Genomic DNA, 22,326 nt, shown 5'->3' on the forward strand with positions numbered 1-22,326 from the left:
TCCTGTTCACGTTTCAGGGGGAAGTGTCGCGTGATTTTTCCCGTCGCGCTAGCAAAACAACTGTGCGATTGCGGAAAGACCCCCTGCACGGATGAACAAAGACGATGCTTGGGCTTGAAACACCAACAAGGCTGCCGTTTGATAAAGGCAGTTTTACAGGAGGGATTTGAATGGAAACCGCAATGGAAACTGCCGGCTGGGTCGGGCCGCTCTTGGTCGCGGCGATCAAGGCGCTGGTCGTTCTGGTCATCGGCTGGATGGCCGCCGGAATGCTGAGCGGCATGGTCCGCAAACGGGTTATCGCCAACCCGCAGATCGACGCGACACTGGGCAATTTCGCAGCTTCGATCGTCAAATGGGTGGTGCTGCTGTTGGTGCTGGTCGCCGTGATGTCGATCTTCGGTATCGAGGCCACATCGCTGGTTGCCATGCTGGGCGCTGCGACGCTGGCCATTGGTCTGGCGCTGCAAGGCACGCTCAGCGATCTTGCGGCGGGGTTCATGCTGATCCTGTTCCGCCCCTACAAACTGGGTCAGTTCGTGGATATCGGCGGCACGTCCGGCACCGTGGTCGACATCAACCTCTTCGTGACCGAACTTGTGACCCCGGACAATGTCCAGATCATCGTGCCCAACGGTCAGGCCTGGGGGTCAATCATCACCAACTTCTCGCACCACGATACCCGCCGCGTGGATCTGGTGTTTGGGATCGACTATGGCGATGACGCCAACGCCGCGATGGAGATTATCCTCGCCGAAGCCAAGGCCGACACCCGCGTGAAAGCCGACCCTGAACCGTGGGTCAAGGTCACCAATCTGGGCGACAGCTCGGTGGACCTGACCACCCGCATCTGGTGTGACGCTGCGGACTACTGGAACCTGAAGTTCGAGATGACACAAAAGGTCAAGGAAGCCTTCGACGCCAAGGGCATCTCGATCCCTTATCCGCACACCGTGGAAATCAAGAAAGAGGGCTGAGTGTCTGCGAGACAACCGGTCTCAAGAACAAGGGCGGCACTTGCGGGTGCCGCCCCTTTTCAAATGTGTTCAGCCCGTTTTTCTCACGCCGGTGTTGCGCGCAGCATATCGAAACTGCGCTGAAGTTCAGTGTTCGAGATATCACGCCCGATCACGACGATCCGCGAGCGCCGGTCCTCGCTGGGCCAGTCGCGCACCGGTACGGGCGGATCAAAGATCGTCTGAACACCATGAAACGCAAAGGGCAGCTCGATTCCTTCAAGGAACACAATCCCTTTGACGCGCAGGATATCAGGGCCGCGCATCGCCACCAGCGTGTTGAGCCAGTTATCAAATACTGCATCGCTTAAAGGTTCGTCAATCACGACAGAGGCAGATCCGATCCGCGAATCGTGTGGCGAGAACGGTGTCTGCGCCGGCGCAGGCGCGGTGAGGCCGGACAGGTTTGCAAGCGGATCGCTGGGCTTTGTCTTGCCTGTTGTCCACGCCAGCACGTCGGACGGGGCTGCGTTCCGGCGTAGCCCGCTTAGCCCCCAGAGCTTGTCTTCCACGCCTTCCCCCTTGACCGCGTGCACAATGCGCACACTGGGGTTCAACGCGCGGACGCGTTCTTCGAAAAGGATGATCTGTTCCGGTGTGGCCAGATCCGTCTTGCTGAAGATAACAAGATCCGCCATCGCCACCTGCGACACGGCCTCGAATTGCGAGTCCAGCGTTCCCGGCCCGTTCACTGTATCCGCAACTGTCACCACACCGTCCATCCGCGTTGTGCGCGCCAGGATGTTCTCGACCAGAAGGGTTTGCAGGATCGGGCCGGGATCGGCCAGACCGGTTGTTTCGATCACGATGCGGTCAAACTCGAACGCGCCTGAATCCCGCCGGTCAATCAGATCGACAATCGTATCGGCCAGCTCGCCGCGCACCGTGCAGCACAGGCACCCGGACTGCATCAAAGAGATGTTGTCGTTCGAGGTTTCCAGCAGATCGTGGTCGAGTCCGGCCTCACCGAATTCGTTCACGATCACCGCGATGCGCTCCGACGACGGATTGTTCAGCAAGGCGTTCAACAGGGTCGTCTTGCCAGCCCCCAGAAATCCGGTGATCAGTGTGACGGGAATGCGCGTGTCGTTCATATTGTCTCAGGTCCATGCGGTTGGGTGGCAAAGGGGCGATGCGCACGGCGAGGGACGTGGAACTTCTCCCGACGCTCTCAGAGCAAACCGCCCCTACGCATTTCGACAGATAGGTATGTTATAGTATTACATGATGCAAGGCCGATCCATGTGTCACTGGCCCCAAACAATATGAAAAAGGCGCCTTCGAACTGCTGCGAAGGCGCCCTTGTTTCTGATGTGTGCGGCCGAGAGCTGCCCGCCGGTTACTGCTTGAGAGCCAGCGAAGGCGACAGCACGTCCAGCCCCAGCGCCTCGCCCACTGCATAGTAGGTCAACTTGCCCGCATGTACGTTCAACCCGTTCAAGAGGTGCGGATCGTCCTCACACGCCTTGCGCCAGCCCTTGTTCGCAAGCGCCAGCATGAACGGCATAGTGGCGTTCCCCAAGGCGATGGTCGAGGTGCGCGCCACTGCGCCCGGCATGTTCGCCACGCAGTAATGCATGATGCCGTCAACGTCATAGATTGGTTCGGCATGGGTGGTGGCCTTCGAGGTCTCGAAACACCCGCCTTGGTCAATCGCCACGTCCACCAATGCCGCGCCCGGCTTCATCGTCGACAGCTGCGCGCGGCTGACCAGCTTGGGTGCGGCTGCACCCGGGATCAGAACTGCGCCGATCACCATGTCAGCCTGTGCCAGCAATTCGGCGGTATAGCCCGCCGATGAGAACCCGGTCTTGAAAACGCCGCCAAAGGCATCATCCAGATACCGCATGCGTGGCAGTGATCGGTCCAGCACGGTCACATCCGCGCCCATGCCCGCCGCGATCCGTGCCGCATGGGTGCCGACAACGCCGCCACCGATCACCAGAACCTTGGCAGGGCCCACACCGGGCACGCCGCCCATCAGCACACCGCGCCCGCCATTGGCCTTTTGCAGGGTCCATGCCCCCACCTGCGGCGCAAGGCGTCCGGCCACCTCGGACATCGGCGCCAGCAGGGGCAGACCGCCCTGTGCGTCGGTCACTGTTTCATAGGCGATCGCCGTACAGCCCGACGCGATAAGGTCATGGGTCTGCTCGGGATCAGGGGCAAGGTGCAGGTAGGTGAACAAAAGCTGCCCCTCGCGCAGCATCTTGCGCTCGGCAGCCTGGGGTTCCTTGACCTTGACGATCATGTCGGCGCTGGCAAAGATCTCCTCTGCCGTGTCCAGAATGACCGCCCCGGCCGCGCGATAGTCATCATCCGTGAACCCCGAACCGGCCCCGGCACCCGACTGCACGATAACCTCGTGCCCATTGGCAATGGCCTCTTGCGCGGCGGTCGGCATCAGGCCGACCCGAAATTCCTGGGGTTTGATCTCTGTTGGACATCCGATTTTCATCTGCGTTTCCTCCCGCAAGTGTTTCTCGGAATTGTGCCGCACCGCCCCCGCAATGTGCTGCATTTTTAAGCGAAATTAAAACATGCAAATCGAAGGATCTTCGACTAAGTTCGTAAAAACTGCAAAAGGCTTTCAACATATGTCGCTTGATCAAACGGATCGTCGGATTCTCGGAGTTTTGCAACGGCGAGGTCGCATCTCAAACGCCGACCTCTCGGACGAGGTCAACCTGTCCCAGTCCGCTTGCCACCGGCGCGTCCAGCGGCTCGAGGCGGATGGCTATATCCGCGACTACGTGGCGCTCCTGGATGCCCGTAAAATGGCCGTGCCCACCACCGTTTTTGTGGAGATCACCCTCTCGGCCCAGGCCGATGACGTGCTTGACGCGTTTGAAAAGGCGGTTTCGCGCATTCCCGATGTTCTGGAATGTCACCTGATGGCGGGGTCTGCCGACTACCTGCTCAAGATCGTGGCCGAGAACACCGATGACTTTGCGCGCATCCACCGGCAATATCTGTCGCGCCTGCCGGGGGTTGCACAGATGCAATCTTCATTCGCGCTGCGCACCGTGTTCAAGACGACGGCCTTGCCGATTCACCCCTGACGATAGGCATAGGCCGGCACCACGTCACCGGCGGCTGGCGTGGCATGAAACACTGCCCGCGCAATCGCCCGCGCCAGGCACGAGGCCGCCGCATGGCCCAACCACATCATGTCCTCTGCCGGGCGCACCATGGAGCGCGCGCCGGTGGACACGCCATACACAAGATCGCCATCCATGGGGGTGTGCGACGGCACGATTGCGCGGGCCATTCCGTCATGCGCCGCCGTGGCCATACGGGTGCACTGGCTCTGGTCCAGCGCCGCATCGGTCGCGACAATCGCGATGGTCGTGTTGGCATTATGGCTGGCCAGTTTGGTCGGCGGCAGACCCTCGGGATACTCTTGTGCAGACCCCAATCCGCCGAATTCCTGTCCCATCTCAAACGGTGCGGCCCAGAAATGGCGCCCGTCCACGGTTGCGTCCCCCAAGGCATTCACAGCGACCAACGCCCCGACCGTATGCCCCGAGGGCAATACAACCGAGGCCGACCCCAGCCCCCCTTTGAAACTGGCCAAAACGGCCCCCGTGCCAGCCCCGACCGATCCCAGATCAAACCGATCACTGGCCTTGCCAAGGGCCTCTGCCCCAAGCTGTTTGTAAGGGTTTTCGGTCCAGTCCTTGTCGCCCCCGTTCAACAGGTCGAACAGGATCGCCCCCGGCACGATCGGCACGACCTGATCACCGACGGCAAACCCTTTTCCTTGGCCCCGCAAGGCATCGGCCACGCCTGACGCAGCATCCAGACCAAAGGCCGATCCTCCCGAAAGAACCAGCGCATTGACCTGCTGCACCGTGCGGTCCGGCGCCAGAAGGTCAGATTCCCGTGTGCCCGGCGCGCCCCCCATCACATGCACGCCCGCGGTGAACGCCTCGTCCGCCACCAGCACCGTTGCGCCTGTCTTGATCCTTTCATCCGAGGCATTACCAACCCGCAATCCCGCAACATCCGTGATCAGGTTTCTGTGCCCGGTCTGCAGCATGTCATGTCTCCCTTTTGGCCCAACCTACCGCGCATGAGGGGTGATGCAACGTCCCCCCTCTTTTTCTTGGGATAAATACCTCGGGGGTTTGGGGGCAGAGCCCCCATGACCGACCTCTGCGAAAAATTTCTCTTGCGCGACTCGTCACACCTGGTGCAAGGATTTCCACAGCATTGGCGATGGCGTCGCCACATTCCGCACCGGAATGCGCTTTTCTATCCAGTCCTGAACGCCGGGACCTCTTTTGTAAGCACGCGCGTCAAAAGGGGGCCTGTTCCCTGACGCGCTCTGAACTGGAGGTCAAAATGACTGTTATTCCCCGTTACCAAGATCTGTCCGCGGCTGCGGCCCGTCCGGATTTCTATCGTTTCCACAATGGTGAAAAGGCCCCATTGCAATTTGCCGAGGCCGAATATGCCGCGCGCGTTGCGGGCCTGCGCCGGATCATGGCCGACCTAGGTGTTGATGTGGCGGTGTTCACGTCGATGCACAATGTTTCGTACTATTCAGGGTTCACCTATTGTGCCTTCGGGCGGCCCTACGCGCTGGTCGTGACCGACACTGCCTGCGTGACCATCTCGGCGGGCATCGACGCGGGCCAGCCATGGCGCCGCTGTTATGGCGACAACATCACCTACACCGACTGGCAAAGGGACAATTACTGGCGCGCCATTGAATCCGTGACCGGCATGGGCCGTGTTGTCGGCTACGAGGGCGACCACCTCAGCCTGCTGCAAAAGGCCAAGCTGGATGCTTTCCTGTCCCCGTCGCAAACCGTAGACCTCTACGAGGCCACCATGCGGCAGCGTATGCATAAATCCGCCGCTGAGCTTGACATGATCCGCGCAGGGGCCGCCGTGGCCGATGTGGGCGGCTATGCCATCCGCGATGCCGTGCGTGAAGGTGTGCGCGAAATCGACGTGGCGATGGCAGGGCGTGACGCGATGGAACTGGAAATCGCACGGCGGTTCCCGGATGCCGAGTATCGCGACACATGGGTCTGGTTCCAGTCGGGTATCAACACTGACGGCGCGCACAACCCGGTCACGGCCCGCAAACTGCAACGCGGGGATATCCTGTCGCTCAACACCTTCCCGATGATCTCGGGCTATTACACCGCACTGGAGCGCACAATGTTCGTGGGCGAGGTCGACGATGCCTCGCTGCGCTATTGGGAGGCCAATGTCGGCGCGCACGAGTTGGGCATTTCATTGTTGAAACCGGGCGCAAGCTGCGCCGAGATCACCCACCAGATCAATGATTTCTTCGCCGAACGCGACATGCTGCAATATCGCAGCTTTGGCTATGGTCACTCTTTCGGGGTGTTGTCCCATTATTATGGCCGCGAGGCGGGTCTGGAACTGCGCGAAGACATCGACACCGTTCTGGAACCCGGCATGGTGATCTCGATGGAGCCGATGTTGACGATCCCCGAGGGCCAGCCCGGTGCCGGCGGATACCGCGAACATGACATTCTCATCATGACCGAAGACGGAAACGAAAACATTACGGGCTACCCCTATGGTCCCGCGTTTAACGTGGTCGGCTGATACGGCACAAAGGGGGCGTCCTGCGGTGCCCCCTCATCCGACCCAAAGTTACTGGCCGAACTTGGACAAGGCGCGGAAATCCATTGTGCCCAGCAGGTCCAGCATCACCGGCACGTCGGCGCCCGACGCCTGCACAAGGATACGATTGTCGACCAGCGCGCTCAACTCGCCATCCTGATTCATGAATTTCTGACGGCCGACCCGTTCGATCTTGGCCCCCATCAAAGCTGCATTGGCGACCATGCCGCCCATCGCGGCCACCATCGGGTTATCGGCCATGATGGACACGGTAAAGGATTGCGTGCCATCGCTATACTCGGCCTCGGTTCCGACGCCGCCGCCCATCATCGGCAATCCCGCGTTCATATCCGTGTTGATCGTGCGGGTCCAACCATCCGGCGCGGCGGGCAACACATCCGACAGCGCCCCCGTTTTTTTCGCGAGCAAAAGTTGCTTGGCAAAGTCCAGCTCTTCGATCGCGTATTGGACGTCGCCTTCGTTATAGGCGGTAAGGGCGCTTTCCAGCGCATCCGAAATTTCGTCCGCCTGCGCGGATAAGGCGGTCATCCCAACGATCAGCGCGGCTGCAAAAACCTGTTTCATGAGTGTCTCCTGTCAATTCCAAGTCGGAAATCTGGTCTGGCAATGCCGCCATTCTATGCGTGAAACGGTTCGCGCCAACAGGGAAACGCCCCGAAAACCATAAAAAAACGGGGCGCGCGGCCCCGTTTCCTGATGCATGGATGTGCGCAGTTCACTGGTTCGGGAAATAGTCTTCGCAGTCGCCGTCGCGATAGACATCCGCCGTACAGCAATGCAGACCCCCGCCAAAGGCATAGGCATCGCGCAGGTCTACTTCGACCACTTCCATCCCAAGTTTGTCCATCTGCTCGGCCTGATAGACCTCGGACTTCTCGACGCAGACGGTTTTCGGGTCGAGCACAAGGACGTTCATCGACAGCCATGTCGATGAATAGCACAGAGGTGGCGGTGTGTTGTGTGCCGGTTGCGCCGCGTCGACGATCTCCCATCCGTTCTTTTCGAACAGGCCACGCTGTTCTTCGGGCAGGCGGCGCTGCGGGTTGTTCAGGATCAAGCCCGGACGCAGCGGCGTAAAGGTCGCGTCGATATGGATCGGGTAAGGATCACCAGGAAAATTCACCGTATGGACGCGGTGATCCGGGAAATGGCGACGCAACCATTCAATGCCCTTCAGGTTCGTCGTGAACCCGTGCTGCACCACCAGATCCTTGCCGAACCGCAGCACGTCGGCGGCATCGAACAGGGGCTCTTCCTCGGTAGTGACAAAGAATTTCTCCGCCGCCCATTGCAGGCGCTTCTCCACGCCGATCTTTTCGCTGAGGTAATCGGGGTGGTAATCCGCATCGGTCAGGCGTGGTTTGGGCGCGGCCTCGTGCCGAAAATTCGGGTCTTCCTCCCAGTACTGTTTCAGAAGCGGGCGATAATTCAGATATTCGAACCAGCGGCACCGATATGACATCGTCGCTTCCAGCATTTCATGCCCCACGGTCAACAGCACGTCGCGTGGTGGCATACAGCCGAACTGGCTGGCAGTGTGGAAATCGGGCGTCGTGACGGGTTTGGAATGATCAATCGGGGTCGGGCGGTCCACCCGCACGCCGCGCTTGCGCAGTTGGTCGGCGAAATTGTCCAAGAGCTCGTTGGCGCGATCAATGGTTTCCTGTGGGCGGCGGCCCCACTGGCCGCGCATGTCGCTGTCCTCGGGGACCTTGGCGTCCAGCGCGGGTTCCTCGGGCGGGATATGGCAATCATCCGCACGGCCCACGATCACGTGGCGCAGCGTGTCCCATTCATTCCAGCTTTTGACTTCGGTTTTCTCCGGCGACCAGGCCATGACCCTCTCCTGTCTCTTGTGAGAGACGGGGCGCGGGGCCTCCAATCTCCCGATTGAAAGTCCCGGCGTGCAGGATCGTGAAACCAAGCAAGAGCGCAGGCTCTCCGGCGACGCCATCGCCGTGTGCTTTGCGCGAGATATAGCAGTTCGGTGAAAGGCGGGGAAGACGATTTCGGCCTCGGCATCCCCCGCAAAGGTGATCTGCTTAAAGACGGATCACATAATCCTTGGTCGTGGTTTCAACCACCTCCCAAGTGCCCTCGAAACCGGGGCGGAGGATAAAGCTGTCACCGGCCTCAAGCCGCGTTTCCCGCCCCTTGGCATCGGTCAGGATCGACACGCCGCTCAGAATGCGGAAATACTCCCATTCGTCATAGACCACACGCCATTTACCCGGCGTGGATTTCCAGATTCCGGCATAAAGCCCGTCGCGCTCCTCTAGGTTCCAGGTGGTGAACTCGGGGGTGCCTGAAATCAGGCGGTCCGCTGCGGGCGTGTCATGTTCGGCGTCACCCGTGGGGGCAACCTGTTGCAGAAGCGCGGTCATGGCGTGTCTCGTCTGTTGTTTTCCAACAGCTATGACGCCCGACCGCGCCCTGCAAGACCGATTGTCTCAGACCAGTTTCGGCGTGATCTCAAGCGCGCCACGGGTTGCGTGGCTATAGGGGCAGGTCAGGTGTGCCGTCTCGACCAGCTTTTCGGCCACGGCAGGCTCCAGCCCCGGCAGCGACACTTCAAGGTCAACTTCCAGACCGAACCCCACGTCTTCGCGCGGGCCAATGCCGACAATGGCCTTGACTGTCGCCTCGTCGGGCACGGCAATCTTTTGCTGCATCGCGATGAACTTGAGGGCAGACAGGAAACAGGCCGCATAACCGGCGGCAAACATCTGTTCGGGGTTGGTGCCTTCACCGCCCGCGCCACCAAGAGCCGCCGGGGTCGAGAGCGCCACGTCAAGATGGCCATCCTCGGAAATGGCGCGGCCTTCGCGGCCTCCGGCGGCAGTGGCGGACGTGGTGTAGAGGGTTTTCACAGGCATCAGTCTCTCCATTTGCATCGTGTACGATTTAATTGTGTGCGATATTTGTGCCTGCCGTTAAAATGTCAAGTCTTGCGAATGGATCGTGCACGATTTATTTTATATCGCAGGAGACCCCATGACAGATCACGCCCCCCCGCCGTCCCTGTTGGACCAGATGCTGTGCTTTGAAATCTACAGCACCGAACACGCCTTCGGACGTCTTTACAAAGACCTGCTGACGCCGCTCGGCCTGACCTATCCCCAGTTTCTTGTGATGATTTTTCTCTGGGAGCAGGATGGCCGCATGGTCCGCGAAATCGGCGCGGCGCTGGGCCTTGAGTCCAACACGTTGACGCCGATGATCAAACGTCTGGAAGCCGCAGGTTTCGTCAAACGCACCCGCGATACACGGGACGAACGCCGTGTGCTTGTCGGGTTGACCCCGATGGGTGACCAGTTGCGCCACGAAGTCGGCCATATCCGCGCTTGCGTGACCGAGGCCACCGGCATGAGTGAGGCCGAGTTGCGCACCTTGTTCACAAGCCTCAAAACCCTGCGCAAGGCGTTGGAAACCGCCTCTGGCGGCAGCGGCTGACTTTGCAGGGTCTGCCCCCGCGTCCGGACGAACACCCTTTCCTTGCACGGGCACATTTGCAACACTAATCGTGAATTGATCGGGGAGGGGATGTAAATCCTTTTTACATTTCCCATCTCTTTCTCAACGCATTGATCACAAGGGAGAGTTTTATGGCTGATTTTGACGCCCAGGTGCGCGAATCCCAGGAACAGGTCGCGGCTGCACAGGCCAAGATTGCAGAACTGACAAGCCGGATCGAAACCGCGCGGACCAAGATGAAATCTGGCGATGACATCGCCATCGACATCGAAAACGCCACGCTGGATGACGTGCACGCCCATACCGAGGTGATGAATGCCAACATCGCCGAGTTGATCATGGGACTGGACGATGTGACATCGGCCTTTTCCAAGGACTTTGACGAGATGCGCGACAAGACCGGCTGGGAGAGCTTTGTCGGTATCTTCAGTCGCGGCAAGGCCGAGTCCATGCGTCAGGAGCGCATCAAGACCGCCAATATCGACGACAAGCTGACCGACCTGATCGCCAAATCCGACGTCATCACCAAGCTGCTCGAAGGTCAGCTGAACGTGCTGAATGAGCAAAAGGAAAAGGTTGAAACAAATCTGACGGAAACACTGGACGAACGCGAAATGACCGTGGGCGAGCTGGAATCCCTGCGTGCCGAGATCCTTGGCATGGATCCAAAGATCATCGAATTGGAAAACAAGATCAGCGTCGAACAGGACGCCGCCGCGCGCACCAAGCTGGAAACCGAACTGGCCGATGCGAACAAGGCGTATAACGAACTGGTCCAGCAAGAGCAGGTCAAGCTGGCCAAGTCGCAAACGCTCGAGCGGTACATCGAAAAGGGCAAGACCTGGGTCGACTCGTTGCAAAACCAGGCGGCAACACAGATGGTGCTGATCAACAAGCTGCAAACAGACACCAAACAGCGCGTGGTGCTGTATGACGCCCTGACCAAATCTCTGAAAACCGCGCAACAACAGGACATTGCCCACCGCATCAACGAAATCGGCGTCGAAACCGACAAAGAGGCGCAGGCCTCCATGGCGGCCATCGGCACGGCGACGAACCAGCGAATGGCGGACATGCTCGAAGCGCACGAAGGCCACATGGTTTTTGCCCGCGACGTGCTCGAGGCTAAGGCCAAAGCCGACGAACGCTTTGCCCGCCGGTTCCAGAAGATCGTCGAGAAACACGACAAGAACCTGTACGGGGCTTGATTAGGACGTGAGCAAGACAGTGAAATCCTACTCGGTTGCCATTCTGACAGGGACGGCCGCCGGGCTGGCGGCACATTGGGCATTAGATCTTCCGATCTGGGCTTACTCGGCCGTGGGCGGCGGGGTTGCGGGTCTGATGATTGGGGTAATGAACCGTTGGCTTTCGGAAGATCGGGTGGACAATGACTGACGCGCCCACAGACGACCACAAGGCCTTGATGGAAACCTACGCCTCGCGTCGGTACTTCAAGAAGTTCGAGACTATAACCAACCACTTGACCCGCGTCGCGGCTACCCGCGCAGGCCAGGGTGAGCTGAGCAATGCCGACGTCAAGGTGCTGACCCGCTACCTCACGCAGCTCTCGTTCACCTTCAAGGCGCTGTCGATGAAGTATCTGCTGGTAGGGCGTGAGACGGGGCGCTTCTTTGGCTCTTTGTCGATGGACGCGGTTGAAAGCGGCTTTCCGGTGTTCAATGAACTCTTGGTCATGGCCAATGACGCCCAGCAGGCGCGCGGGCATCTGGAAAACATGCCTTCGGTCGAGGCGCTCAAGGATCAGATGGTGCGCAAGATTGTCGGAGATCGAGAGATCCCGACCAAGCTGCAATTCGCTCTGTCGCAACGGCTCTATTACGAAGAACTGATGCGCGGGAACCTGTTCTGGGCTCAGAATCACCCAGAGGTGCAATGGATCGCCAATATCGACGACAACCGCCGCCGGTTCCTCGTGCATTGGGCGGTTTATGACAGCCAGATCAATCTGCCCACGGTCTATCTGATGGAGGTCGAGGATTCGGGCCGTGTGGCCCTGCCCAAAGACGAACGCCGTTGGCCCGAAGTACAGATGCACTTGATGGGGCAGTCGTTGGGCGGGTTGAAACTCGTCACCATTGCGCATGGCTTTGACCGCAGCTTTGACGACCTGCATCCCAAACGCATGCGCCGTTATCATATCGGCCCGATGTATTCGAGCGTCTACACCCGCCAGTCCGGCCCGATCCGCGACGTCCTCGAACAAGCCCGTGCGCCCGAGGGCGAAGATTGGGCGCTGGCCTGGACGGTCGAGGAACTGGAGTCAGAGCGCGTGCAAGAAGAACGCGCCGGATGGTTCTCAAAGGTCGAACGCGAAGTGTTCGCGCTGGATCCGTTTTCGGGACGCGGAGTCGACACCGGCGCGACCCGCACCGAGCGCAGCATCATCCTGCCCCAGCGCCCGTTTCAGGCACTCGCCGAACTGTCGCCGCCGGGCTTTGCCAGCGTCAACAAATTCGTTGTGAGCCCTTCGGGTCAGGTGCTGAGTTATTAACCTTTAGGGCGGCGCATCTGTCGCTCAAACGCAAGTTCAATTTTGTACAAAGCGGTCATTCGGCCTGAAAACCTTGTACAAACCAGACAAATCCGGGTGAGATTATGAGTGTGACAGCCGATCAGATGGAACTGCGCGAAGAAGATATCCGCAAGCATTACGCGGCGGCTGTCGGGATGTTGGATGGCTTTGACCACACCCCCCGCATCGGCAAGGGGCGCGACGTGGCGACCTCCGAAAAGTCTTCTGGCCTGGGCACCCGTCGCCGGTTCCGGTCGACCACGCCGGGCCTTGTCACCCGCTCAACAGCGCGACCCGAAGGCGTGCACCTGATCGCGCGGATCGAAGATGCAGATGGCGATGATCCGCTGGTTTCGCCCCTGCAGGCCAACGTGATGCATACATTGCGCCGCGCCTTGGCGATTGCCCTTGCCGTGGGCGAAAACTATGCCGAGGCATCGGGTCTCTCGGACTTCAAGCGCGCCAACCTTGCGGGCAGCTTAGGTGCTGACAAAAAAGCAGAATTTTCCGAACTCCTGACGGCTGAGGCGCTGGTCGTTCTGCATGTATTCGCCAATACCACAGCCTATCTCTTAGCTCCGCATCTGGGTGAGGTTTCCGTCGAAGTGGGCGAGGTGGAAGAGGTTTTGACCGATAACGCCCAGTTGGCCCTGCACGGGGCCCTGTGGGAACTGGATCAGGACATCGCCGCCCTTGGCACGGACGAGGCACGTCTTGTTGCCACCGTCTGTGCCTATGCTGAACAGCTTATGGAAAAGCTCGCGCTGCGCGCCCAATCCGCCGGGCGTCTGGCCGCCTTTGCCAATGCCAGCTGGCGTGTCGAGGAAAATGATCTGACAATTCAGGGGTTTACACCGGCGCGCAAGGCCAAAGGCAGCACGCTGACCATGACCTTAAAGAAACCGAACGAGGTCATCGGCAACCACATCGCCAAGTATCAGGCGATGAAATTGTCAAAGATGCTCATGGCTTACGACTTTGACCGCCGCCTGAACCCGTTCGCCGAACTGGGCGGGTTCATCTTCACCTTCATGGGCGATGGCAAACCGGGGACGGGCAAAACAACGCTGATCCAGATGATGGCGGGGATGATCAACGACTATTGTCAGGTGGCCGGATATCCGTTCCGCTATCAGAACCTGTCGACCGACAATATCGACAGCTATCAGGGTAAGTCGGGCCAGAACGCCAAGGCGTTTATCAACAATATCATCGACCCGGGTGTCATTGGCTTCGGCACGATTGACGACATTGACCAATTGGCGGGCAAACGCGGCGACCGTCAGTCCTCGGCCGGTCAGCTGGAAATCACCGCCGTGCTGATGGAGAGCTTTGCCGGCGCCAATACCGTTGTGCGGGGCAACTGCACCTTTGGCATGTTCTCGAACTATCCTGAAAACGTCGACGACGCCCTGCGCCAACGGGCCGGTGCACGGTTCCTTGTGGACGGGCCTCAGACCCGTGACGACTATATCGACATCCTGCATCTGTTGATGGGCAAGAACCACGACATCCCCTTGGGTGACCATGATCTCTACGAAGCGCAGGCCATCCAAAAGGCGGTGGCGGCATCTTTCGAGAGCCATTCCCGCCCGCATGAGGCGGGTCTGTTAAACGTGTTTGATCGCATCCATGATCAGGTAGGCGAGCTGGATACAATTGCCAAGCTGGGCACCTATCTCAAAGGCATTCAGCAGGCAGACGAACGGTTCACCGGCCGCGCGATCAAGAACATCACCGACGCGGTCAAGGTCCGCGCGATGGACTTTGAGCTGCCGGACGAGTGGATGGAGAACCCAGAACTGTTCCTGTTCCAATCCTATGAACGCAAGAAAGACATGATCGGCGCCCTGCGTGTCCCAATCACCGTCGATATGGTCCTGCAAGAAATCAACCGCTACGCGGATTCCGAGTTCCGCTATGCCGACAAGTCCGACGAGGTGGCGATTGAGGCCATGGTGCGCGACTTTGGCCGTCAGGAAGAGGCGAAGAAGCGGTATCTGGAGGGGAAGGGGTGATGGAGTACTATCAAATTGACATTGGTTTTAGTTCTGATCGACGTCGAGATTTCAGCGGGAGGCTGGTTCATTGGTGAAAATCAAAGAAAAACCTCAATGGCCCTTCGGAAAACCTCTGGGTCACATAAGAATAGCGGGCGCCGAACTGATTGATATGTTGGAGAAATACGAGATGCAAGGCGTGTCAGTTCAGGCCGAAACCTCAAAGCACGATTTCGACAGCGTCACTGACATGAAATCAAACCTGCCTCTGCTGCGAGGCGACACGAAAGTTACATTGAAGCCCAACGGCAAGTGGCAATACAGCTTAAGCGTGAACTTCAGCTACTGTACGACAATGCAATCTCTTTTCTACGACTCAGAACATAAAGACGAACTTGCTGTTCTTCGCCAAAACATTGAAGCCGAATTGAAGAACCATAGAACTCCTTTTCTATGGCCATTCACTATTGTGCCGCGCTTTCTTTGGTGGGGAGCTGTTTTGGGTCTGTGGGTTGGCGAGCTTATTGTCACTAGAAGCACCGAGTCAGAACTGAGCTGGGAAGCAGGTAAATTTGATACCTTTGTCTATTCTGCATTTTTCTTGTCGTGCATTCTGGGCTTTTTGCCTCCGGTGTACCATTCACGAAAAGACACGTTTTGGCAAAGAAACAAAGACAAAGTTCTCGTTGGGGCATTGATGCTTGTAATCGGGGTGCTTGTGACAAAGTACTCCCCTCTTTTGTTTGGAATATTTGAGAAATGAAACGTCTCATCCAACGCGGCCTGATGTTTGGCAATCTGATCGAGGTGGCCTCGCCCGTATTGGTCGAGCGCTATAACCGTGCGCTGAAGCATTTGACGGGCAAGACTACGGCGCTGACGGATTTCCATATCGACGTATCCGGCTATTCCCCCGAAATAGGGGACGAGTTGGGGGACCACCTGTACCTTAACCACAACGGCGTGAACCGGCAGTTTATCCTGCTCACGACCGAGCAGAAAAACGCGCCGTTGCTCAATGCCAAATTTTCGACCAGCCGCGATATTCTGCGGGACTTTATCACCGAGAACGAACGCCAGTTGTTCGCTCTCACCGCCCGTGACGCGGTGGCGGGGGAACTTGTGAACTCAGTCTTCAGCGTCACCGATCCCGTGCGTCTGTTCGACATCCGCAAGGTGGTGATCGAAGCCGACACGACCGAAGGCACCCTGCGCGACGTGGAAAAGCTGGCCGGGATGGTGGACCGTTTCAAGGATGAAGAGGACGCGTGGTTTGACGATGTGCTGATCGCGGACATGATCGGCGTCGCCAAACGCACGGGCGACGTGACGCGCAATCCGGTGCGGCTCAAACATATGGAATTCCAGCAGGACAATTTCTGGACCGCGCATTTTGGCGGACTGTACCTGTTTCGCGGGGTTGCACATCCGGCGTTGATCGCACGCGCGAACAAGGATTCGCTGGGCGATTTACCAATCCCGTATGTGTTTGACTTCACCGACCGGCACCAGATTGCCAAGTTCCTGCAAGAAAACGATCTGGTCGAGTCCATCGTGAAGGCGCGGGGCATTGATGCCGCCGCCATCCTGAAACAGAAGATGGATTTCATCGTGGTCGATGCGGCGCAGGACAGCGGCATGGACCTGACCGGTGCGACGCGGCGGGATATTCGCGCGCTGGCCCGCGCCAATGCCAACCGCTTACCGCCTGAGTATCACGGGCTGCGCAAACTGGTGGATTGGGCCGAGAACGGGGCGGCGTGGCCAAGGATCGACAGCGGCCATCCGGCTTATTTCTATACGCTGCGTGCGGCGGCGTCGCCGCACGCTGATCTGGTTAATATGCTGTTGGCGGAACTGGCGCCCAAAGACGTGCGGCAGCTTTTTATCTGCCACAAAGAGGCCTTCTATGCGGCTTATGCGGGGTGGAGCGACACCAAGAAATCCTATGTGGCGGATTTTCTGGAACGAGAGTATCAGGTGGACAAGGCGGGCGCGCGCGCGGCGCTGTTCGGGCACGAAGCCCCGATGGCACAACCAGTGACGCGTTCGGATGACGACCTTATCCGGCGGGTCGGCCCCTGGGGCGCGGTAAGGAGATAGGCCATGTTTGCACTTATAAGGTTGGGCATCGTTGCCTTTATCGTCCTGACAATTCTCTACGTGGTCATCTCGGTCTGGTCGCGCAGGACGCGTCGCGGCAAGCTCGAAGCGGAGTGGGACGAAGAGGGTATGACCGGCGACCGCGATCTCTGGATCGAAGAGGGGCTGCGCGACTATGATGAGTCGTTGCGCCGAAAGCTGATCCTCGGGGTCTATGTGATCCCGATCCTCTGTGTGATCGCGATCATCTACGTGATAAACATTCAGTAAAAGGGGCCTGATATGGTCTATGTAAAGTGGATTTTCTGGGGCACGTTCTGGGTGCTTGTGGCTGCGTTCTTTCACTACACGTTGCCCAAGCGGGATATCGTCTACGTGACCGGCGTCGAAATCAAGATGGAGCAGTTCGGCGAGAACTCGATCTTTTGGGCCGCGCCGGACACCGGGGCCAATATCACCGACGGCGTGGTGCGACGCGATGTGCGGTTCATTGATGCGGTCAAGGCGAATGGTCGCGTGAAGGTCTATCGCAACGAAGATACCGGATGGGGCTGGCCGCCCTATTTTAAGCTCGACAGTTCAAACCTGCAGGCCGAGGCGCGGAACCTGACCTCGACGGCGGACAATCCGAACTGGGTGGCGATCCGGTATTATGGCTGGCGGTTCATTCCGTGGAGCATCTATCCCAACGCGGTCTCGATTTACGAGGTGGAAGGTCCGGATGTACGTCTGATCCCTTGGCTGAACATCGTGATCCTGACGGTCTTCGGCGCGCTAAGCTGGGCTGTGTATGTCCGTTGGCGGCGCTTTCGCGAAGCGCGGATCGACCCGATGATGGAGGATATGAGCCAGAGTTTCGAGGCTGCGGGTGACAGTCTTTCGGAAAGCCGTGGCCGGTTCCGGCGCTGGCTGGACAGTTGGAAAACGCCCAAGCGATAATGACGGAACATGACGCCGAGGTGGCCTGACTGTCAGGCTGCCTCGGTTTGCATATGTGCCCCATAGTAAAGGCCGACCACATGCTCGGCCTCTGCAAAGAACAGCCAGCGCGACGCCCCGACACCTGCGAGATGGCTCAGGACCGCCAGCAGACCGAACAGATGCGGCAGGGGAAGCATCAACAAAAGCACCGGCAGAACCGTCATCAGGCCAAGCGAGATCACCCGAAGTTTCCGGGCGTGTTTGCGACCGATCTGGTGCACCATCTCTTTCATCAGGTAATTGGGCGAAGAGTGGGGATGCGCCATCGAGCGGACCGACCCACGAGTGCCAAGCCCTGTCGCCGTGCCAAGCGTGTGGCCGCGTTGGTTGAACGCCTTGTCTCCAAAGCGCCACCAGACAATTTGTACCAGTCCCGAGAGGACAAGAAAAACCGTCGCGACCGAAACCCGGCCCGACAACAAGGCGCCACCCGTGACCGAAAGGGACATGAACAAGAACGGTGTCAGCGCGGTGTTCCAGCGCGGCACGGTCTTTAACTGTGCGTAGATCATTGAGGTCGTGAAAACGGTGCCAAGTGACAGCAACGCGCCCAAGGGGCCCAGAAACGGCATGCGCCAGTCAAGGAACACAAGGCCCGCGCCGTAAATCGCCATTACCAGCAATGCCGCGACCGCGCAGATGCCTTCGCGGCTAAGCCAGCTGGTTTGCCATTGGCTGAACGCCCGCCAAGCGCGTTCCGGGTGCCCGAGGTGAAAGGTCGAGGCCAGCAAGCCGCCCACCGCCAGAACATAGGCGATGGCGAAAAAGGCAAAAGCCACCCATCCGGTGGGTGGGGTCGGGTCAATACCCAGCCACGCGAGCAGGCCAAAGCCCGCGCCGCTAAGGGTCGAGAACAGTATGATGGATGGGGCGGGATGCATCAGCCGTCCTCCTTCTGCGCGTCTCCGGGCAGCCGAGACAGGGTTTTATCAATCCAGCCGAGGAATCCCGAAGGCTGTTCGTGCAGCGGTTCAAGATAGGGGGCGAGGGGGCTTTCGTCCTGCCAGCTGTCTCTGTCGCGAGGAGGCAGGTATTTGTTCACCGGATTGGTGCCCTGTTCCGGCATCAGGTCCATGCCGCCCCGTTCCGCAGTCAGGCGGCTGACATGCGACTCCGGATCTGCGAAATCGCCGAAATGGCGCGCCCCTGCGGGGCAGGTGCGCACGCAGGCCGGCACGCGGTCTTCTTCGGGCAACGTTTCGTTATAGATCCGGTCGACACACAGCGTGCATTTCTTCATGACCTTTTCCTGCTGGTCCATCTCGCGGGCGCCATAGGGGCAGGCCCATGCGCAAAGACCACAGCCGATGCAGCTGCTTTCGTTAACCAGAACAATGCCATCTTCGGCGCGTTTATAGCTGGCACCGGTCGGGCAAACGGTCACGCAAGGCGCGGTTTCGCAATGCAGACAGGATTTCGGGAAATGTACGGTCTGAGCAGGGCCTGTTTCTGGTTGAACTTCATAGGTGTGCACCCGGTTCAGAAACGTGCCCATCGGTTCGTCGCCATAAGGGTTTTGGTCCGACAGGGGGGCGCCATAGTTTTCGGTGTTCCAGCCTTTACAGGAGATCACGCAGGCATGACATCCAACACAGGTGTCAAGGTCGATCACCAGCCCGAGTTTGCGCTCTGTGTTCGTGGGTAGCTGCGTCATTTTCCGACCTTCCATGCAAGGCTGGCTGGCCCTTTGGGCACTGGCGACTTGATCGGCGGAAGGGCCGGTTGGCTTTCCGTTTGCGGCGGCGCTTTCGCGATATTCACGCGCAGGTCGAACCATGCGGCCTGTCCCGTGATTGGATCGGAATTGGCCCAGCGAAGGCCATCCCCCTTGGGCGGCAGCAATTCGTGGATCAGGTGGTTCAGAAGAAAACCCTTGGAGCTTTCGGGCGCGGTTTCGTCAAGTGCCCAGGTGCCTTTGCGCTTGCCGATGGCATTCCATGTCCAGACCGTGTGATCGTTCAGGGCCGCTTGATGGGCGACGGGCACGGTGATGCTGCCATGGGCCGAGGTCACGGTTGCCCAGTCGCCTTCCCGGAACCCATGCTCCTTCCAAAGGCGCGTGGGCAGGTAGAGCGGGTTGTGCCCGTGCAACTGGCGCAGCCACGCATTCTGGGTGCCCCAGCTGTGATACATGGCCATGGGCCGTTGAGTCAGAGCATGGATCGGGAAGGCTTCGGTGTTCACGTGGCTGTCTTCAAATGGCGGGTACCACGTGGGCAGGGGATCCATCACTTCTTTCAGGCGGGCGCGCAGGTGATCCGGAGGCTGGCGATCCCCGTGCCCTTCGGCCGCCCTCTGGAACTTGCGTACTGGTTCCGAATAAAGCTGGAAGAGGTAGGGCGTCGGTGCATCAAAAAGGCCGATCTGGACCGCCCAGTCCTGATAGGCCGCGTTCCATGGCTTGTAATAGTGGGCACCATCCGGGACGTGTTCCACGAAGAAACCGCCATTTTCGATATATTTCTGCAGTTGATCAGGGTTCGGCGCACCGCGCCCGACATCGGTTCCGTCGCCCCGGAACCCGGCAAGCGGGCCAATTCCGGGTTTGCGCTCGTGATTCACGATATAGTCGGCATAGTCGTCATACTTTGCGCTGCCATCGGGGTTGGTGAAGCCGGGCAGGCCCAAACGGTTGGCCAGCTGCACCAGCACGGTCTGGAAACCGCGCACATCCCGGTCAGGTTCAATCACGGGCCATCGGATCGCATCCGCCGCGGCGTCCGCCTCGCAGATCGGGCGATCCAGCAGAGAGATGCAGTCGTGCCGCTCAAGATAGGTCGTGTCCGGCAGGATCAGGTCGGCATAGGCCACCATTTCGGAACTATAGGCGTCTGAATAAATGATGTGAGGGATCACATAGTCGCCGTTGGCATCCGTGTCGGTCAGCATCTCGATCACGCCGCGCGTGTTCATCGAGGAATTCCACGACATGTTCGCCATATACATGAACAGCGTGTCGATTTTGTAAGGATCGCCTGCGTGGGCATTCGAGATCACCATATGCATGAGGCCATGGGCGCTCATCGGGTTTTCCCACGTATAGGCCTTGTCGATCCGCGCGGGCGAGCCGTCTTCTTTCAGGCATAGGTCTTCGGGGCCTTGCACATAGCCGAGATGCGGGCCATCCAGTGGCGCGCCCGGGGTGACCTTGCAGTGCGGTTTGGGGTGGGCTTCTGAGGGTTTCGGGTACGGGGGTTTGAAGCGAAACCCACCTGGCGTTTCGACGCTGCCCAGAATGATTTGCAAAAGGTGCAGCGCGCGGCAGGTCTGGAACCCGTTGGAATGGGCCGAAATGCCCCGCATGGCATGGAACGAGACCGGACGTCCGACCATTTCGGTATGGGTTTCGCCCCGGAAATCGGTCCATTCCACCGGCAATGTGATGGCCTGTTCGAACGCCACATGTGCGAGTTCGGCGGCGATGCGCCGGATACGGTCGGCGGATATCCCGCAGCGGTCGGCGACGGCATCGGGTGCGTATTCTGGCGACAGGTATTTCTCGGCCATTAGGGCCATGACCGTCTGATGGGTCTTTCCTGCATGGCGATAGCTGGCGGAAAGGTCTGGCTGCACCCCTTTCTGGTCGAACGGTGCCGGTTTGCCAGTGGCACGGTCGATGACCAGCGGCTTTTTGTTCTCGTCCCTCAGAAACAGCCCCGTCTCAGGATCAATCAGAACCGGCGCGTTGGTGTATTGGGCCAGATAGTGCAAATCGATTTTGCCAGCCCGCATCAGTTCGTGCACAAGCGACAGAATAAACAGGCCATCGGTGCCGGGGGTGATGCCGACGCAATCATCGGCCACGGCGTTATAGCCGTTGCGCACGGGGTTCACGCCGATCACGCGCGCACCGCGGGCCTTGATCCTGCCGATTCCCATTTTGATGGGGTTGCTGTCATGGTCCTCTGCCACGCCAAAGATCATGAACAGTTTGGTATGGTCCCAGTCCGGCTGGCCAAATTCCCAGAACGCGCCGCCCATCGTGTAGATGCCACCCGCCGCCATGTTGACCGAGCAGAACCCGCCATGGGCCGCAAAGTTCGGGGTGCCGAAGTTCTGCGCCCAGAACCCTGTGAAGGACTGCGATTGGTCACGCCCCGTAAAAAAGGCAAGCTTTTCCGGGTTGGCTTCGCGTATGGGTTTCAGCCAACCAACCGCAATGTCCAGGGCCTCGTCCCAGCTGATTTCCGCGTAGTCCCCGGACCCGCGCGGGCCAACGCGTTTCATAGGGGCCCGCAGGCGCGAGGGGGCATTGACCTGCATGATGCCGGCTGACCCCTTGGCGCAGAGCACGCCCTTATTCACGGGGTGGTCACGATTGCCCTCGATATAGGCGACCTTGTCGTCCTTCATGTGCACATTGATGCCGCACCGACACGCACACATATAGCAGGTGGTCTTGCGGATTTCGTCCGAGACTTTGGGCGAGAGGTCGATCTTGGGTTGTGGCATACGTATTCCCTGGCTGTTCTGCGCCACGCTAGGTGAGAAAACCGAAGTGCGCGACAATTTTCTGCCTTTGCGGTGCTGGCGGGAAAACGTCTCGGCAAATGCCGCATTGGCGGAATAATGTGCGGGAGAGGCG

General features: G+C 59.1%; 22 protein-coding genes. 12 read left to right on the forward strand and 10 right to left on the reverse strand.

Annotation, left to right across the window (positions count from 1 at the left end):
- Positions 1–170 precede the first annotated feature (170 nt).
- Positions 171–977, forward strand: coding sequence for a mechanosensitive ion channel family protein (locus WNE31_RS09815; RefSeq protein WP_349979572.1), 807 nt, complete (start codon positions 171–173; stop codon positions 975–977).
- 83 nt (positions 978–1,060) lie between these two features.
- Here the strand turns inward: WNE31_RS09815 and WNE31_RS09820 are convergent, their stop codons facing one another.
- Both WNE31_RS09820 and ald read right to left on the reverse strand, forming a co-directional pair.
- Entirely contained in the window at positions 1,061–2,110 is a 1,050-nt protein-coding gene (locus WNE31_RS09820) for a CobW family GTP-binding protein (RefSeq protein ID WP_349979573.1), read from the reverse strand.
- 245 nt (positions 2,111–2,355) lie between these two features.
- A complete protein-coding gene (ald, locus tag WNE31_RS09825) occupies positions 2,356–3,474 on the reverse strand; it encodes an alanine dehydrogenase (protein ID WP_349979574.1) in 1,119 nt (372 codons plus the stop codon).
- Positions 3,475–3,613: 139 nt separating this feature from the next.
- Here ald and WNE31_RS09830 point away from each other — a divergent pair, with 139 nt between their 5' ends.
- A complete protein-coding gene (locus WNE31_RS09830) occupies positions 3,614–4,078 on the forward strand; it encodes an Lrp/AsnC family transcriptional regulator (protein ID WP_349979575.1) in 465 nt (154 codons plus the stop codon).
- Here the strand turns inward: WNE31_RS09830 and WNE31_RS09835 are convergent.
- A complete protein-coding gene (locus WNE31_RS09835) occupies positions 4,069–5,055 on the reverse strand; it encodes a P1 family peptidase (protein ID WP_463407430.1) in 987 nt (328 codons plus the stop codon). The genes WNE31_RS09830 and WNE31_RS09835 overlap by 10 nt on opposite strands.
- A gap of 308 nt (positions 5,056–5,363) precedes the next feature.
- Here WNE31_RS09835 and WNE31_RS09840 point away from each other — a divergent pair, with 308 nt between their 5' ends.
- A complete protein-coding gene (locus tag WNE31_RS09840; protein ID WP_349979577.1) occupies positions 5,364–6,608 on the forward strand; it encodes an aminopeptidase P family protein in 1,245 nt (414 codons plus the stop codon).
- A 48-nt stretch (positions 6,609–6,656) separates the two neighbouring features.
- On the opposite strand, the gene WNE31_RS09845 is transcribed toward WNE31_RS09840, so the two are convergent.
- The 4 genes from WNE31_RS09845 to WNE31_RS09860 all read right to left on the reverse strand — a co-directional run bounded on the left by WNE31_RS09845 (position 6,657) and on the right by WNE31_RS09860 (position 9,523).
- The gene (locus tag WNE31_RS09845) at positions 6,657–7,211 is read right to left on the reverse strand and encodes a hypothetical protein (protein WP_349979578.1); all 555 of its coding nucleotides are present in this window, start codon (positions 7,209–7,211) and stop codon (positions 6,657–6,659) included.
- Positions 7,212–7,362: 151 nt separating this feature from the next.
- Positions 7,363–8,484, reverse strand: a complete 1,122-nt coding sequence (locus tag WNE31_RS09850) for a serine/threonine protein kinase (protein WP_349979579.1) — start codon at positions 8,482–8,484, stop codon at positions 7,363–7,365.
- A gap of 205 nt (positions 8,485–8,689) precedes the next feature.
- Entirely contained in the window at positions 8,690–9,031 is a 342-nt protein-coding gene (locus tag WNE31_RS09855) for a cupin domain-containing protein (RefSeq protein WP_349979581.1), read from the reverse strand.
- A gap of 66 nt (positions 9,032–9,097) precedes the next feature.
- Positions 9,098–9,523 carry an organic hydroperoxide resistance protein gene (locus WNE31_RS09860; RefSeq protein ID WP_349979582.1) on the reverse strand — a complete coding sequence of 142 codons (426 nt, stop codon included), beginning with the start codon at positions 9,521–9,523 and terminating at the stop codon, positions 9,098–9,100.
- 118 nt (positions 9,524–9,641) lie between these two features.
- Here WNE31_RS09860 and WNE31_RS09865 point away from each other — a divergent pair, with 118 nt between their 5' ends.
- The 9 genes from WNE31_RS09865 to WNE31_RS09905 all read left to right on the forward strand — a co-directional run bounded on the left by WNE31_RS09865 (position 9,642) and on the right by WNE31_RS09905 (position 17,699).
- On the forward strand, positions 9,642–10,100 hold the full coding sequence (locus WNE31_RS09865) for a MarR family winged helix-turn-helix transcriptional regulator (protein ID WP_349979583.1): 459 nt from the start codon (positions 9,642–9,644) through the stop codon (positions 10,098–10,100).
- 152 nt (positions 10,101–10,252) lie between these two features.
- Positions 10,253–11,329, forward strand: a complete 1,077-nt coding sequence (locus WNE31_RS09870) for a coiled-coil domain-containing protein (RefSeq protein ID WP_349979584.1) — start codon at positions 10,253–10,255, stop codon at positions 11,327–11,329.
- 7 nt (positions 11,330–11,336) lie between these two features.
- Positions 11,337–11,519, forward strand: a complete 183-nt coding sequence (locus WNE31_RS09875; protein ID WP_349979585.1) for a hypothetical protein — start codon at positions 11,337–11,339, stop codon at positions 11,517–11,519.
- Positions 11,512–12,636: a hypothetical protein gene (locus tag WNE31_RS09880; RefSeq protein WP_349979586.1), complete on the forward strand. Its 1,125-nt coding sequence runs from the start codon at positions 11,512–11,514 to the stop codon at positions 12,634–12,636. The genes WNE31_RS09875 and WNE31_RS09880 overlap by 8 nt, the downstream gene beginning before the upstream one ends.
- A 104-nt stretch (positions 12,637–12,740) precedes the next feature.
- Complete coding sequence (locus WNE31_RS09885) at positions 12,741–14,675, forward strand: AAA family ATPase (protein ID WP_349979587.1); 1,935 nt, start codon at positions 12,741–12,743, stop codon at positions 14,673–14,675.
- A 73-nt stretch (positions 14,676–14,748) separates the two neighbouring features.
- Positions 14,749–15,420 (forward strand): hypothetical protein, encoded by a 672-nt coding sequence (locus WNE31_RS09890; protein ID WP_349979588.1) that lies wholly within the window; start codon positions 14,749–14,751, stop codon positions 15,418–15,420.
- Entirely contained in the window at positions 15,417–16,760 is a 1,344-nt protein-coding gene (locus WNE31_RS09895; RefSeq protein ID WP_349979589.1) for a DUF6638 family protein, read from the forward strand. Before WNE31_RS09890 ends, WNE31_RS09895 begins: the two co-directional genes overlap by 4 nt.
- 3 nt (positions 16,761–16,763) lie before the next feature.
- Positions 16,764–17,030: a hypothetical protein gene (locus tag WNE31_RS09900; protein WP_349979590.1), complete on the forward strand. Its 267-nt coding sequence runs from the start codon at positions 16,764–16,766 to the stop codon at positions 17,028–17,030.
- 12 nt (positions 17,031–17,042) lie between these two features.
- Positions 17,043–17,699 carry a DUF1523 family protein gene (locus WNE31_RS09905; protein WP_349979591.1) on the forward strand — a complete coding sequence of 219 codons (657 nt, stop codon included), beginning with the start codon at positions 17,043–17,045 and terminating at the stop codon, positions 17,697–17,699.
- 32 nt (positions 17,700–17,731) lie between these two features.
- On the opposite strand, the gene WNE31_RS09910 is transcribed toward WNE31_RS09905, so the two are convergent.
- From WNE31_RS09910 to WNE31_RS09920, 3 genes are read right to left on the reverse strand one after another with little or no spacing between them, the layout of a single operon-like run.
- Positions 17,732–18,622, reverse strand: a complete 891-nt coding sequence (locus tag WNE31_RS09910; RefSeq protein WP_349979592.1) for a dimethyl sulfoxide reductase anchor subunit family protein — start codon at positions 18,620–18,622, stop codon at positions 17,732–17,734.
- Positions 18,622–19,395, reverse strand: a complete 774-nt coding sequence (locus tag WNE31_RS09915) for a 4Fe-4S dicluster domain-containing protein (protein ID WP_349979593.1) — start codon at positions 19,393–19,395, stop codon at positions 18,622–18,624. The genes WNE31_RS09910 and WNE31_RS09915 overlap by 1 nt, the downstream gene beginning before the upstream one ends.
- A complete protein-coding gene (locus WNE31_RS09920) occupies positions 19,392–22,193 on the reverse strand; it encodes a molybdopterin oxidoreductase family protein (protein WP_463407429.1) in 2,802 nt (933 codons plus the stop codon). Before WNE31_RS09920 ends, WNE31_RS09915 begins: the two co-directional genes overlap by 4 nt.
- Positions 22,194–22,326: the final 133 nt, after the last annotated feature.

It is taken from the genome of Shimia fortis (assembly GCF_040225985.1).
Lineage (GTDB): Bacteria > Pseudomonadota > Alphaproteobacteria > Rhodobacterales > Rhodobacteraceae > Shimia.

Excerpts from the sequence above, each read along its gene's own strand:
- WNE31_RS09815 (WP_349979572.1), top strand. The coding sequence starts at position 171 with ATGGAAACCGCAATGGAAACTGCCGGCTGGGTCGGGCCGCTCTTGGTC.
- WNE31_RS09820 (WP_349979573.1), bottom strand. The coding sequence starts at position 2,110 with ATGAACGACACGCGCATTCCCGTCACACTGATCACCGGATTTCTGGGG.
- ald (WP_349979574.1), bottom strand. The coding sequence starts at position 3,474 with ATGAAAATCGGATGTCCAACAGAGATCAAACCCCAGGAATTTCGGGTC.
- WNE31_RS09830 (WP_349979575.1), top strand. The coding sequence starts at position 3,614 with ATGTCGCTTGATCAAACGGATCGTCGGATTCTCGGAGTTTTGCAACGG.
- WNE31_RS09840 (WP_349979577.1), top strand. The coding sequence starts at position 5,364 with ATGACTGTTATTCCCCGTTACCAAGATCTGTCCGCGGCTGCGGCCCGT.
- WNE31_RS09845 (WP_349979578.1), bottom strand. The coding sequence starts at position 7,211 with ATGAAACAGGTTTTTGCAGCCGCGCTGATCGTTGGGATGACCGCCTTA.
- WNE31_RS09850 (WP_349979579.1), bottom strand. The coding sequence starts at position 8,484 with ATGGCCTGGTCGCCGGAGAAAACCGAAGTCAAAAGCTGGAATGAATGG.
- WNE31_RS09855 (WP_349979581.1), bottom strand. The coding sequence starts at position 9,031 with ATGACCGCGCTTCTGCAACAGGTTGCCCCCACGGGTGACGCCGAACAT.
- WNE31_RS09860 (WP_349979582.1), bottom strand. The coding sequence starts at position 9,523 with ATGCCTGTGAAAACCCTCTACACCACGTCCGCCACTGCCGCCGGAGGC.
- WNE31_RS09865 (WP_349979583.1), top strand. The coding sequence starts at position 9,642 with ATGACAGATCACGCCCCCCCGCCGTCCCTGTTGGACCAGATGCTGTGC.
- WNE31_RS09870 (WP_349979584.1), top strand. The coding sequence starts at position 10,253 with ATGGCTGATTTTGACGCCCAGGTGCGCGAATCCCAGGAACAGGTCGCG.
- WNE31_RS09880 (WP_349979586.1), top strand. The coding sequence starts at position 11,512 with ATGACTGACGCGCCCACAGACGACCACAAGGCCTTGATGGAAACCTAC.
- WNE31_RS09885 (WP_349979587.1), top strand. The coding sequence starts at position 12,741 with ATGAGTGTGACAGCCGATCAGATGGAACTGCGCGAAGAAGATATCCGC.
- WNE31_RS09895 (WP_349979589.1), top strand. The coding sequence starts at position 15,417 with ATGAAACGTCTCATCCAACGCGGCCTGATGTTTGGCAATCTGATCGAG.
- WNE31_RS09900 (WP_349979590.1), top strand. The coding sequence starts at position 16,764 with ATGTTTGCACTTATAAGGTTGGGCATCGTTGCCTTTATCGTCCTGACA.
- WNE31_RS09905 (WP_349979591.1), top strand. The coding sequence starts at position 17,043 with ATGGTCTATGTAAAGTGGATTTTCTGGGGCACGTTCTGGGTGCTTGTG.
- WNE31_RS09910 (WP_349979592.1), bottom strand. The coding sequence starts at position 18,622 with ATGCATCCCGCCCCATCCATCATACTGTTCTCGACCCTTAGCGGCGCG.
- WNE31_RS09915 (WP_349979593.1), bottom strand. The coding sequence starts at position 19,395 with ATGACGCAGCTACCCACGAACACAGAGCGCAAACTCGGGCTGGTGATC.
- WNE31_RS09920 (WP_463407429.1), bottom strand. The coding sequence starts at position 22,193 with ATGCCACAACCCAAGATCGACCTCTCGCCCAAAGTCTCGGACGAAATC.